The sequence below is a fragment of the Paractinoplanes hotanensis genome (assembly GCF_023717965.1).
GTDB classification, from domain to species: Bacteria; Actinomycetota; Actinomycetes; order Mycobacteriales; family Micromonosporaceae; genus Actinoplanes; species Actinoplanes polyasparticus.
Genome location: NZ_JAMQOL010000013.1, coordinates 64,169 through 76,089, shown reverse-complemented (window position 1 = coordinate 76,089; position 11,921 = coordinate 64,169). Strand labels below are relative to the sequence as shown.

General features: G+C 69.4%; 10 protein-coding genes and 1 pseudogene. 6 read left to right on the top strand and 5 right to left on the bottom strand.

What is annotated here, in order from left to right; all coding sequences use genetic code 11:
- The first annotated feature begins 90 nt into the window (after positions 1 to 90).
- Positions 91 to 627, top strand: coding sequence for an MmyB family transcriptional regulator (locus LXN57_RS11065; protein ID WP_251797953.1), 537 nt, complete (start codon positions 91 to 93; stop codon positions 625 to 627).
- Positions 628 to 814: 187 nt separating this feature from the next.
- Here LXN57_RS11065 and LXN57_RS11060 read toward each other — a convergent pair whose 3' ends face one another.
- Positions 815 to 2,269 carry an alkaline phosphatase PhoX gene (locus tag LXN57_RS11060; protein ID WP_251797952.1) on the bottom strand — a complete coding sequence of 485 codons (1,455 nt, stop codon included), beginning with the start codon at positions 2,267 to 2,269 and terminating at the stop codon, positions 815 to 817.
- Positions 2,270 to 2,635: 366 nt separating this feature from the next.
- Between LXN57_RS11060 and LXN57_RS11055 the strand changes: the two genes are divergently transcribed.
- From LXN57_RS11055 to LXN57_RS11045, 3 genes are all read left to right on the top strand, one after another.
- Positions 2,636 to 3,199 (top strand): hypothetical protein, encoded by a 564-nt coding sequence (locus LXN57_RS11055; protein WP_251797951.1) that lies wholly within the window; start codon positions 2,636 to 2,638, stop codon positions 3,197 to 3,199.
- A gap of 1 nt (position 3,200) precedes the next feature.
- Positions 3,201 to 4,640 (top strand): dihydrolipoyl dehydrogenase family protein, encoded by a 1,440-nt coding sequence (locus tag LXN57_RS11050; RefSeq protein ID WP_251797950.1) that lies wholly within the window; start codon positions 3,201 to 3,203, stop codon positions 4,638 to 4,640.
- A gap of 181 nt (positions 4,641 to 4,821) precedes the next feature.
- On the top strand, positions 4,822 to 5,121 hold the full coding sequence (locus LXN57_RS11045; RefSeq protein WP_251797949.1) for an EthD domain-containing protein: 300 nt from the start codon (positions 4,822 to 4,824) through the stop codon (positions 5,119 to 5,121).
- A gap of 81 nt (positions 5,122 to 5,202) precedes the next feature.
- On the opposite strand, the gene LXN57_RS11040 is transcribed toward LXN57_RS11045, so the two are convergent.
- The 3 genes from LXN57_RS11040 to LXN57_RS11030 all read right to left on the bottom strand — a co-directional run bounded on the left by LXN57_RS11040 (position 5,203) and on the right by LXN57_RS11030 (position 9,671).
- The gene (locus LXN57_RS11040) at positions 5,203 to 5,805 is read right to left on the bottom strand and encodes a TetR/AcrR family transcriptional regulator (RefSeq protein WP_251797948.1); all 603 of its coding nucleotides are present in this window, start codon (positions 5,803 to 5,805) and stop codon (positions 5,203 to 5,205) included.
- Between the two features lie 162 nt (positions 5,806 to 5,967).
- Positions 5,968 to 7,269 (bottom strand): CE1 family esterase, encoded by a 1,302-nt coding sequence (locus LXN57_RS11035; protein ID WP_251797947.1) that lies wholly within the window; start codon positions 7,267 to 7,269, stop codon positions 5,968 to 5,970.
- An 8-nt stretch (positions 7,270 to 7,277) separates the two neighbouring features.
- Positions 7,278 to 9,671, bottom strand: coding sequence for a ricin-type beta-trefoil lectin domain protein (locus LXN57_RS11030; protein WP_251797946.1), 2,394 nt, complete (start codon positions 9,669 to 9,671; stop codon positions 7,278 to 7,280).
- 325 nt (positions 9,672 to 9,996) lie between these two features.
- Between LXN57_RS11030 and LXN57_RS11025 the strand changes: the two genes are divergently transcribed.
- Both LXN57_RS11025 and LXN57_RS11020 read left to right on the top strand, forming a co-directional pair.
- A complete protein-coding gene (locus LXN57_RS11025) occupies positions 9,997 to 10,860 on the top strand; it encodes an MBL fold metallo-hydrolase (protein WP_251797945.1) in 864 nt (287 codons plus the stop codon).
- Between the two features lie 36 nt (positions 10,861 to 10,896).
- A complete protein-coding gene (locus LXN57_RS11020) occupies positions 10,897 to 11,286 on the top strand; it encodes a carboxymuconolactone decarboxylase family protein (RefSeq protein ID WP_251797944.1) in 390 nt (129 codons plus the stop codon).
- A 158-nt stretch (positions 11,287 to 11,444) separates the two neighbouring features.
- Here LXN57_RS11020 and LXN57_RS11015 read toward each other — a convergent pair.
- Positions 11,445 to 11,901, bottom strand: a pseudogene (locus LXN57_RS11015) (prolipoprotein diacylglyceryl transferase family protein); the annotation flags it as partial.
- Positions 11,902 to 11,921 lie beyond the last annotated feature (20 nt).

The window sequence follows — 11,921 nt, the reverse complement described above, 5'->3', positions numbered from 1 at the left end:
CCGCTACGAGGAGAAGTCGGTCGAGCGGCTCAGTTCCTCCCAGGCGTCGATCTGGCCGGGACGACCCCGGAAATCCTCGGCGCTCAAAGCGTGACGGTCAGCGCTCCACTGCGGCACCTGCTCGACGGCTACGCGAGTGTCCCCGCCTTCGTGCTCAACCCCGCGAAGGACTTCCTAGCGGTCAACGACCTGACCGAGGCGCTGTTCGCGCCGTTCGCGCGGGTGGACAACCTCGCCCGCATGACGTTCCTCGACGCGGCGGCCCGGCGGTTCTTCCCCCGCTGGGACAGCTTCGCCGAGTCGATCGTGGCCGGTCTGCGCCACGCCCAAGGTCTCGACCCGGACGATCCCCGCCTGCTCGAGGTGGTGCGTTCGCTCAGCGACGAGAGCGAGGTCTTCGCCGCGCTCTGGTCGTCCCAGACCGTGTACGGCAAGACCCGGGACGCCACGGAACTCGAGCACCCCGATGTGGGACGCCTCTGGCTGACCTCCCAGGCCTTCGACGTGCGGGGATCCCAGGGCCAGCTTCTCGTCGTCTATCAACCCGAACCCGGGAGCGCCAGTGCCGAGGCCCTCACCCTGCTCGGCGCCCTCCACGCGACCAGCCGTCAGTCCTCCGGACGCTGAAGGTGGTCACTCCGAGAGCTCGGGGAAGGTCCCGAACGGGCCCGACCCGGCCGGTGGACATCGTCAGCTCGAGGACGCCCGCGGGGTTGCCCCTTCCCGCCGCGCGAGGGCGGTTGTCCATGGCCTGCGGCTCAGCGCGAGCGGCAGAAACAGGTCGTCTCGGCGGTAGAGCACGGGTTCGCTCGTATCAGCCCAGGTACTTCTCCCACGGCCCGGTGATGGCCAGGGTCAGGCCCGGGTCCTGCATGTTGACGAAGAGCACCTTGCCGTCGCCGGTGAACGTCGGACCGCAGAACTCCGAGTCGTTGAGCTGGTTGCGGGCGATCGCGTACGTCGGGCCGCCCGGGAACGAGCTGAGCACGTGCGACGCGCCGGCGCCGTCCTCGGCCAGCACGAGGCTGCCCCACGGGGTCACCGTGACGTTGTCGGGACCGTCGAAGGTCAGGTCGGTGTACTTCGCCGGCGCGCCCTCTTCGGCCGTGGTCTGGTGCGGGAAGTACGTGACCAGCTGGATGGTCTGGGCGCGGAAGTCGTAGAACCAGACCATGCCGTCGTGCGGCGCCGCGTCGGCCGGCAGGTCGCCGTCCTCCCACGCGTACGAGTTGACGACGTACACGCCCTCGTCGGTGGCCCACACACCCTCGAACTTGCGGCCGCGGGTGACCTGGCCGTCGGTGAACTGTTCCCGCACCGGCTTCGTGCGCGCGTCCCGCTCCGGGACCTCGATCCACCGTACGGGAAAGGGCCGCCCCAGCTGGGCCGAGGTCAGGTAGGCGACATCGGGCAGCACCGAGCCGTCGTCCATGATGATCTGCATCGCGGCGAGGACGCCGGCATCCGGGCCGAGACGGGTGAGCACGCGCGGGCCGGCCTTGACGCCGCGGGGCGCTGTCCAGCGGTAGAACAGGCCGTTGGGCCCGTCGGCGTCCTCGGACAGGTAGATGTGAGTACGGTCCTTGTCGATGGCCAGGGCCTCATGGGCGTAGCGGCCCAGGCACTTGATCGGCCGCGGGTCCGTGCCGCCGTCGGCCCAGACCTCGAAGACGTAGCCGTGGTCCTTCTGGAAGGTGCCGCTGCGGTCGCCCTCGGTCCACTTGTCCCCGGCCCGGTCCTCGGTCTCCTCGCAGGTGAGCCACGTCCCCCACGGGGTCGGGCCGCCGGCGCAGTTGGACACGGTTCCGGAGAGGGCGACGAACTCGCCCAGGTTGCGCCCGGCGCGGTCGGTCGTGATGACCGTGCAGCCACCCGCGTCGACCGCTCCCGGGTCGTAGACGGTGCCCCTGACGTGTGGCACGCCGAACTCGGCGCCCGGGTCGATCTCGTGGTTCTGGATCAGGACGTAGCGGCCGCGGCCGGCGTCGTAGGCGGCCATGCCGTCGTGGTCGGCCGGGGTCAGGCCCTGGCCGCGGTCGAGCTCGGTCACACCGGTGCGGGTGACGATCGCGTAGCTGAAGCCTTCGGGCAGGGCGAGGATGCCCTTCGGGTCGTCGACGAGCGGCGGGAAGGGTGTGCGGCCGTGGCCGGCAGGCCCGGACGGGCGGCCCGGGTGGGCCTGGGCCAGCGACGGGACGGCGCCGGCAACGGCAAGGCCGACACCGGCCGCGGCGCCGCCGGCGAGAAAGGTACGGCGTGAGGCAGGCACGTGGTTTGGCTCCTGTGACAGTCGAGGTGAACCGGGCCAGCCAACCCGCCCGAGTCGACGCCGATACGCCGTCCACGTGAGGGGACGGGGGCTTCGACATGAAATTCCGGCACAGCAAATTCCGGCACAGCGCGGCCGCGCGTAAGTCGTCCGTGCCCTGATCGGCGTCAAAGCGCCGTACTGAGCCACCCGGCCCCCGCCGTCGGGGCCCGGCTCCGTATGCCGTGTGAGCAAGAGGGTAGAACGTTCCGTCTTGACAACGGCGCCGATCCTTGTCATGGTCTGTTGTGACAGAACGTTCGTTCCTGTGGGGCCGCTCTCGGCGCCTCGACGGACGTTCGCTCATCGACTTGAGAGGTCAGGATCATGGCGGTTGATGTTTCGTCCGGCACGTCGCCGGCGACGGCGGCGTCGGCGTTGCGGCGGTTGTACTTCGCTCGTGCGGCGTTCGCGTTGGTGTGGGCCGGTGTGACGTTCGCGGTCGCGGATGAGCTCAGTCCGCTGACGGTGGCGTTGCTGGTGCTGTATCCGCTGGTGGACGTGGCGGCGGCGATCATCGACGCGCGGACGTCGCGGGGCGCCGGTTCACCGCGTCTGCTGTACGTGAACGTGGTGGTGAGCTTGCTGGCGGCGGTAGGTCTGGCGATTGCCGGGTCCGCAGGTGTTCCGGCGGCTCTGCGGGTGTGGGGCGCGTGGGCGGTCGTGGCCGGCCTGGTGCAGTTGTTCGTGGGTGTGACCCGTCGGCGGCTGGGTGGGCAGTGGCCGATGATCATCAGCGGTGGTCTGTCGGTGCTGGCGGGTGGCTCGTTCTTCGCGGCGGCGTCGGCGGCCGACCCGGCGATGACCAACGCGATCGGTTACGCGATTCCGGGCGCGATCTTCTTCCTGATCGCCGCGATCCGGCTCGGCCGCACCGCGAAGGGCAACTGACATGCGGAACAACACGTACGACGTGGTCATCATCGGCGCCGGACCGGTCGGCGAGAACGTCGCCGATCACATTGTGCAGGGCGGATTGAGCGCCGCGATCGTGGAACGCGAACTGGTCGGCGGGGAGTGCTCCTACTGGGCCTGCATGCCGACCAAGGCCCTGCTGCGCAGCGGGAGCGCCCTGCGGGCGGCCCGGCAGGTGGCCGGCGCCCGTGAGGCGGTGACCGGCAGCCTGGACGCGGCGGCGGTGCTGGCCCGCCGGGACTCGTTCGCCTCGCACTGGAAGGACGACGGCCAGGTGTCCTGGCTGGACTCGGCCGGCATCACGCTGGTGCGCGGTCAGGGGCGGATCAGCGGCGAGCAAACCGTGGAGGTGACCGGCGCCGACGGCGCGGTCATCTCGTTGACCGCCCGGCACGCGGTCGTCGTGGCGACCGGCAGCGGCGCGCTGCTGCCCGACATCGCCGGTCTGCGGGAGTCCAAGCCGTGGACCAGCCGCGAGGCCGCCGCCGCGGAGTCGGTCCCGGCCCGACTGGTGATCATCGGTGGCGGGGTGGTGGCCACCGAGATGGCGACCGCCTGGTCGAGCCTCGGATCGGCGGTGACGGTGCTGGCCCTCCACGGTGTGCTGCACCTGGCGGAGCCGTTCGCCGGCGAGCACGTGGTGAAGTCGCTGGAGGAGGCCGGGGCATCGGTGCGTGTCGGCGCCGAGGCCGCTTCGGTGGAGCGGAACGCGGACGGCACGGTGCGCATCACGCTCACCGACGGCGAGCAGTTGGACGCCGATGAGCTTCTGGTCGCCATCGGCCGGACGCCGAACACTCAGGACATCGGGCTGGACGCGGTCGGTCTGAAGGCCGGTGGCTGGCTCACCGTCGACGACACGCTGCGCGTGATCGACGAGGGCGGGGCGCCGGTCGGCGGCGGGTGGCTGTATGCCGCCGGTGATGTCAACCGTCGCGCGTTGGTGACCCATCAGGGCAAGTACCAGGCCCGCGCGGTCGGCGACGTCATCGTGGCCCGGGCCAAGGGCGAACCGGTCGAGGACGCGCCGTGGGGCCGGCACGTCGCGACCGCGGACGAGCGGGCTGTGCCCCAGGTCGTGTTCACCGACCCCGAGGTCGCCTCGGTCGGTCTGACGGCCGCGGCGGCTGACGCGGCCGGGCTGCGTACCCGGGTCATCGACTACAACCTGGCCGCGATCTCCGGATCCGCCCTACACGCCGAGGGCTACCGGGGACACGCCCGGATGGTCGTCGACGAGGACCGCCGAGTGATCGTCGGCTTCACCCTGGTCGGCCCCGACGTGGCCGAACTGATCCATGCCGCCACCATCGCGGTCGTCGGTGAGGTCCCAATCGACCGGCTGTGGCACGCCGTGCCGGCCTTCCCCACCGTCAGCGAGATCTGGCTGCGCCTGCTCGAAGCGTACGGCCGCTGATTCCCCGCGGCGTCCTGCTCGGCTCATACGACAGGGCTCGTGGGGGATCTCATCCGGTGGAGGCAGGGTCGGCTGAGCCGACATTAAGCATAGAACGTTCGGTATTGAAGCGACAGGTGCTGGCCTCTACCGTCGAGGCTGGCAGAATGACCGTTCTACCAACAGGAGAGAGGAGGGCGTCATGCCCACCAAGATTACTTTGGTCATCGGCAACCCCGCGAGTTCCGACGAGTTCGAGAAGGTCTACTCCGAAGTGCTGGCGGCCGCCAAGACGTTCCCGAAGCTGCAGCGGGCCGAGTCGGCCAAGGTGTGGCCCAAGGAGGACGGCACGGCGACGCCCGCTTACCGGACGCTCGATCTGTACTTCGACAGCTACGAGGACGCCTCCGCCGCGGTCGCCACGCCCGTGGCCGGCACCGTCTTCGGCGGCCTGCAGGGTGCGCAGGTCACCATCACCGGGCTGTTCTCGGACATCGAATAGTGGGTGTCGTCGGCACTCGGGTCGGGGGGCCCGAGCGCCGACGACCGTTCGTGTTCATATTCGCCGCCGGGGGAGAACCCGTCACGAGCCGGCCTGGCGGCGCTGGCCGTGGATGCGGACCAGCCCTTCGATGCCGCGCAGGAAGGTCTCGGTCACCAGCGCGGGGTCGAAGAGACAGCCGGCCGCCATGGCGCCGTCGCGCAGCATGATGAAGTGGCGTGCGGCGGCGTCCGACGTGTCCTCCGCGACCTGGGCCATCAGGGTGGTCAGGGTGTTCGCGAACCACTGCCGGTAGGCCGCGATCTCCTTACGCACGGGGTGCTCGGCGTCCGGGAACTCCGCGGCGGCGTTGAGGAAGGCGCAGCCGCGGAACCCGGGGGACTGGATCTGCTGGGCGATGGAGCCCGCGATGGCGAGCAGCGCGTCGGCCGCCGACGGATTGGCGGCCAGGATCGCCTCGACCCCGCTGCGGTCCATCTCGTGCACGCCGTGCAGATAGGAGACCACCAGGGTTTCCTTGCCGGGGAAGTGGCGGTAGAACGTGGCCCGGGTCACCTTGGCCTCGGCGATGATCCGGTCGACGCCCACCGCGTGGATGCCCTCGGCATAGAAGACCCTGGTCGCCGTGTTGAGCAGCCGGGTCCGCGCTTCGGAGGGCCGGGCCTGAACTTCGCTGGACGTCATGCGACCATTCTAGCGACTAGAACGTTCGGTGTTGCATCGGCGCGATCCGCTGTCCTGCGCGAGCAACTGGCCGGAGGAGCGGAGGAAAATCGGCAGCACGATCGGGACAAAAGCTGAGGCGCGGCGGACGGCCCACAGGGACCATCCGCCGCGCCGTGTTGTTCAGGCGGTCGTGCACACCGCGCCGTTGAGCGTGAACGCGGTGGGAACTGCCGTGTTGCCGGTGTGGTTGGCCTGGAAGCCGACGCTGACCGACGCGTTCGGGGCGATCGCGGCGTTGTAGGCGACGTTCCTGGCCGTCACCTGTCCGGACGTGGGGGAGTAGGTGGCGTTCCAGCCGGACGTGATGGTCTGCCCACCGGGCAGGGCGAATGCCACCGACCAGCCGTTGATCGCGGTGGTCCCGGTGTTGGTGATGGTGAGGTCCTCGGTCAGGCCGGAGTTCCAGGCGTTGACCGTGGCCTTGACCCGGCAGGCGCCGGTCGACGGGCCGGGCGACGACGGGCCGGGTGAGGAGGGGCCGGGCGAGGAGGGACCGGGCGAGGACGAGAACTGGTTGAAGAAGTCCCACGCCACCGGCCGGGTCCACGACTTCTCACCGGGGTTGTAGTCGCCGGCTGAGCCGTCCCAGGGATTGGGGGTGTGGCCCGCGTCGAACGGGGCCCACGCCACCGGATAGCCGGCCCGGCAGCCCGAGTAGTAGGTGACGACGTGGGTGAGGCTGCCCTGTGCGGGCTCGGGCGGGTTCTGGGCCGTGCAGCCGTTGTTCCTGACGAACCTGTCCCGCAGCGACCGTCCCGCCGAGATGTTCAGCACCGGGTCGCGCAGTCCGTGCAGCCCGATGTACGCGATCGGCTGGGTGCCACCGCTGCAGCCGCTCAGTTGGCCGCCGGAATAGACCGCGACCGCGCGGAAGACGGTCGCCCGCGCACAGGCGATCGCGTAACTCATGCCTCCGCCGTAGCTGAAGCCGAGCGAGAACAGCTGGGTCGTGTCGACGCAGAGGGCGCCCTCGATGAGGTTCACCATGGCGTCGACGAACGCGAGGTCCTCGCCGCCGGCATTGGCCCATCCGTTGTTGAGACCCTGGGGCGCGACGAAGATCGCGCTGTTGTCCGCCATGGATCGCAGCCCGTAGTACGACCAGGGGTATCCGCTGGTTCCGCCGGAGTCGACGTCGTTGGCCGTGCCGCCGTTCCAGTGGAAGCCGAAGATCAGCCGGTACTGCCGGTTGCTGTCGTAGCCGTCCGGGATCCGCAGGATGAAGGTGCGGTTCTTCCCGCCGCTCTGGATCGTGCGTGCGCCGCTGGTCAGGGCCGGACTCTTGCCGCAGCCGGCGGTTGCCGCCAGCGTTCCGGACTGCGCGGTCGCCGGCGCGACGTGGGTGACGCTCACCCCCAGCCCGGCGATCAGGAGGGCGGCCGCGGCGAGCAGCCCGGTCCGGCGGTACGAATGTGCCGTCATGCCGGTTCTCATCGGAGCCCGCTACGGGAGGTCCACTGCTGGTTGGCGCCGCCGTTGCAGGCCCAGAGGTTGAGCTTGGTGCCGGCCGCGGTCGCGTTGCCGGGAGCGTCGAGGCACAGGCCGGACTGGACGCCGGTGATGGTGCCGTTGGCATTGACGTTCCACTGCTGGTTGGCCTGTCCGCCGCAGTCCCAGACGATGACCGCGGTGCCGTTCGCGGTGCCCTGGCCGGACGCGTCGAGGCACTTGTTGCCGTACACCCTCAGCTGTTTGCCGGAGGTGGACGTCCAGCGCTGGCCGGTGCCGGATCCGCAGTCGGAGAGTTGCGCCTGGACGCCGTTGGTGGCGCTGGTGGCCTCGACGCACCGCCCGGACTGGGTGCCGACGATCTGCGCCGTCTGCTCGGTTCCGCCGGACTGCGGCCCGGCGGCCGACATCACGGCCTGCGCGCCCGCGGGCCAGTTGCCGTTCGTCACCGTCACGTTCCCGGACACGACGTTGCCTCGATCGCCGTTCGTGACGTTCGTGCTGTTGTTGGTCGACCAGTTGTTCGTCACCGTGAAGTTGCCCATGTTCTCGGCGAACCAGTAGTTGGCGGTGGCCCACGTGCCGGTGGACGAGAAGACGTTGTTGCGGGCGGTGTAGTACCGGGAGCCCTCGTCGAAGTAGATCCCGAAGTAGCCGTTGGTCCGCAGGCAGTAGTTGTCGCTGATCACCGCGCCCGGATTGGCCGACAGCGTGTAGATGCAACCGCCGTCGTTCATCTGCTGCATGACGTCGTGCACGTAGTTGCCGACGAGCTGGTTGCCGGACGCGGTGGTCGCCGTGCTGTAGCGCGGCTGGTAGTTGTACAGCCCCCGGTCGGCGTAGTGGTTGCTGCCACCGGCGTCGTTCGAGCCCCAGCCGTACCCGATGGACATGCCGGTGTACGGCAGGTTGTAGGCCTCGTTGTGCGAGATGACGGCGTTCGTGACATAGGTCGCGAGCACCGACACGATGCCGCGATGGTCCGTCCCGAGGTCGTGCAGGCGGTTGTTGCTGATCGTGATGTCCCGGTTCCTCATGCGCGCGTCGCTCGGGTGGTGCGCGTCGGCCCGGACACCACCGACCACGATGCCGCCCGCGACGTTCCGGGCGATCTCCGACCGGGTGACCGTGATGGTGCTCGTGCCCAGCCCGACCCCGCTGCCGTGGGCGCTGACGTCGTTGCCGATGCCGATCGCGGTCTGCCCGAGGTTCACGAACTGCGAGTCGGTGAAGGTGACGTTGTTGGCCGCCGAGACCTGTACGGCGGCGGGGGACTGGAGCCAGTTCGGGCGGGTGGCCTCGAACTGCGGGCACCCGTTGTGGCAGGAGCTGAAGGCCGGCCAGCTCCAGTTGCCGTGGATGTAGGCGCCGGTCTGCTGATCCGCGTAGCCCTGATTGCTGCTCGGTCCGAGCCAGCTGGTGCCGGTGAAGGTGATTCCGCTGAACGTCAGGTGGTGCGCGGGCGCGTCGTAGGTGCCGCCGACCTGGACCAGGGACTGCAGCGCCGGCAGTTCCACGCTGACGCCGGCCATGTTCTGCCCGGCGAGCGGGATGTACGACAGCGCACCGGTTCCGGGATCGAGGTACCACTCGCCCGGGCTGTCCAGGAACTCGTACGCGTTGCTCAGATAGAGCGGCCCGGCCCGGTGCGGTTGGGTGAACGTGTCGTACCCGAAGTTGTTGTTGCTCCATCCGGGCTGTTGCATCGTGATCTGGTTGCCGCTGATGCGCTGCACCGACACGTACCGGTCGGTGAAGGAATTGACGCTCTCCATCTGTACGCGGCTCTGGTCGGCCAGATTGTTCAGGTAGCTGAGCGCGCCGTTGGTGAACCTCAGGCCGGTGCTGTCCGCGGTGAAGTCGGCCCGGTTGACCTGGGTGCGGGCCCTCGTCGCGACGGCGCCGTTGACGTAGAGCTGCCGGCTGTCGATGCCGGCGCCCACGTTGGCCCGCCAGATGTTGCGGCCGGCGTCGACCTGCGACCACCCGGTGACCGGACGGGCGCCACTGATCACGGGACGGGCCGACGGCGCCGCCTGCCACACCACGCGGTAGCCGTTGAAGCCGGAGTCGGCGGCGGTCATCCGCAACGGCGACGACTGCCGGTAGACCCCGTCGGCCAGCTGGACGACGACGTCGCCGGACATCGAGCCGTTCAGCGACCGCACTGCGGTCTGCGCCGCGGCCAGCGAACAGGGCGCGGCGGCGGTGCAACTCGTGCCGGTTCCGGACGGGGCGGCGTAGAGCACGGCTGCGGCGGCGAAAGCAGGGCCGGCCACGGCGACGGCGGCTGCCGTGGCGACGCCGGTCAGAGCGGCCGCCACGATCGCGGTCAGCCTCCGTACGGGCGCTGAAGGGGATGACGGTACGGACACCGGGGCTCCTCTGTGAACGCAACTCTCGGTGGTTTCGTGGTCGTGAAGTTAGCGTTAACTATCGCGGATGGTCAATGACAGCTGTCGATGCCATGTATCGCTGTCGAATGGCGTGAACCCAGCCCGGATCTCGTATTGGAGGCTGTGATCGATGGCGTAACGGTTTTTCAGCGACAACTCGGCGGATCTATTTGCCCGTGATGCAAAGTCCGGTCGATCAAGGCGGCACCGGAACTGGCAATTTGTGAATGTTCACATGTTCAACTCAGGCCATCTCGGGCGAGAACGTCTTGACTGAGAAGATCTCGGGTCGTACGGTTTTGGTATGTCACCTCTCCTTGAACCCGCCCCGTGGCCTCAGCCGCTCCCCGAGGCCTCTCCGCCGGCGGAGGTGGCCATCCATCACCTGCCGACCGGCACGTACGTGACTCGTGCGGCCCTGGCCTTCAAGGGTGGTTCGTTCGGCGACAAGCGGCACTTCGCGTCGTCGGCGGTGCTGGTGCGGCACCCGAAGGGCGATCTGCTGATCGACGCCGGTTTCGGCGCCGACGTCGCCGCGCACATCGCGATGTTGCCCCGGTTCGTGCGTGCCCCCTACGAGGCGGGCCCGACGGTCAGCAGTCAGCTCGACGACGCCGGCTACGACCGCCGCCGGTTGCTCGGCGTGCTGCCGACGCACTCGCACTGGGACCACGTCAGCGGCCTCGACGGGCTGCGCGACACTCCGATCTGGATGAACGCCGACGAGCGCGAATACGCGGCCTCTGATCCGGACGGCAAGGTCTACCGCAGCGTGTCGCAGGGGCACGAGATCCACGAGTACGGGTTCGACGACCGGCCCTACCTGGGCTTCGCGTCGAGTCATGACGTGTACGGCGACGGCTCCGTGGTCATCGCCCTGGCCGGTGGCCACACCACTGGCTCGGTCGTCGTCTTCGTCGCCCTGCCGGCCGGTCAGAGGTATGCCTTCATCGGCGATCTCACCTGGCAGATCGACGGTATCCGCCGTCGCGCCGAACGCCCCTGGCTGTTGCGCAAACTCGCCGACAGCGATCCCGAACAGCTCCGGCAAGGTCTGCTGCGCATGATCGCCCTCGACGGGTTGATGCAGATCGTGCCCGCCCACGACCTCGACTCGTACCGGGGAATCCCGCTGCTGTCGGCACGGGCAGCGGGACAGCCGGCCTGAGTCGTCATCCACCACTCCCGCGACAGGAAAGAGACCATGCAAACCATTCCCGTGTACGAGATGAGCGCCCGGGCCGCTGCCGGCCGTGAGGTCTACGCCCGCAACTTCGGAGTGGTCCCCGCCGAGGCCGAACGCATCATGAACGAGCATGCCGGCGCTGTGTACACCCGGGAAGCGTTCGAAGCCGCCGGCGGTCCCGGCTGGCAGGGCCAGAACTTGACCGACCGCGACCGCAGCATCGCCGTCATCACCGCGCTCGTCGCCCAGAACGTGACCGGCGTACGCCTGTCCACCTACCTGACGCTGGCCCGCCGCACCGGTCTGGACGAGCGGGCCCTCACCGAGCTGATGGTTCTGCTCACCGCCTATCTCGGGCAGCCCTACACGTCGCTGGCGATGGAGGCGGTCCGCCGCTCGGCCGGTTAGACCGCGCGGCGCACGCTTCACTCGTCGAGCGCCTCCGCCCTCGGCTCGTCCGCAGTCATCCGGGTTGCCGATGGGGCCCGCACACTCCCGGCGACCTCGTATCGAAGGGTTGCGTGCTCGCCGTCCGTCCGGACGGCGACCACCGATGCGCGGAGCCTGCCGTAGACATCGTTGTTGAACCAGTTGCCGAGTCGTCCGATCGCTTGAGCCACTCGAAGTCCCGGGGCGAGGGCGTCAGCGACGAAGCTCAGCGGCAGACCGGTGCGCCGGGCCGCGATGTACGCCCCGAGGGCGCCGCCGGCCACGGCGCCCCAGATGCTCAGCCCGCCCTCCCGGATGGCGAACGCCCGCATCGGGTCCCCGTCCGGGCCGAAGTAGTCCTGCGGGGACGTCACGAGGTGATAGACGCGCGCGCCGAGGATGCCTGTCGGCACGGTCCAGGCGGCGATGTCCAGGGAGGTGCCCTTCGCGACGCCGCGTGCGCCCAGCCGCCCTTCCATGATCAGCACCGCCACGACGATGCCGGCGAGGATGCACAGGGCGTACGCCCGGATCGGTACGGGGGTCCAGGTGCCACACGGACGTGGCGGGACTGGGGATGGCGGCTGAGATCACGGCGGTGGCAGCCGATCGGG

What these genes read in the sequence shown, in the direction of transcription:
- LXN57_RS11055 (WP_251797951.1), top strand. Translation starts at nt 2,636, where the DNA reads ATGGCGGTTGATGTTTCGTCCGGCACGTCGCCGGCGACGGCGGCGTCG.
- LXN57_RS11020 (WP_251797944.1), top strand. Translation starts at nt 10,897, where the DNA reads ATGCAAACCATTCCCGTGTACGAGATGAGCGCCCGGGCCGCTGCCGGC.
- LXN57_RS11045 (WP_251797949.1), top strand. Translation starts at nt 4,822, where the DNA reads ATGCCCACCAAGATTACTTTGGTCATCGGCAACCCCGCGAGTTCCGAC.
- LXN57_RS11040 (WP_251797948.1), bottom strand. Translation starts at nt 5,805, where the DNA reads ATGACGTCCAGCGAAGTTCAGGCCCGGCCCTCCGAAGCGCGGACCCGG.
- LXN57_RS11050 (WP_251797950.1), top strand. Translation starts at nt 3,201, where the DNA reads ATGCGGAACAACACGTACGACGTGGTCATCATCGGCGCCGGACCGGTC.
- LXN57_RS11025 (WP_251797945.1), top strand. Translation starts at nt 9,997, where the DNA reads ATGTCACCTCTCCTTGAACCCGCCCCGTGGCCTCAGCCGCTCCCCGAG.
- LXN57_RS11035 (WP_251797947.1), bottom strand. Translation starts at nt 7,269, where the DNA reads ATGACGGCACATTCGTACCGCCGGACCGGGCTGCTCGCCGCGGCCGCC.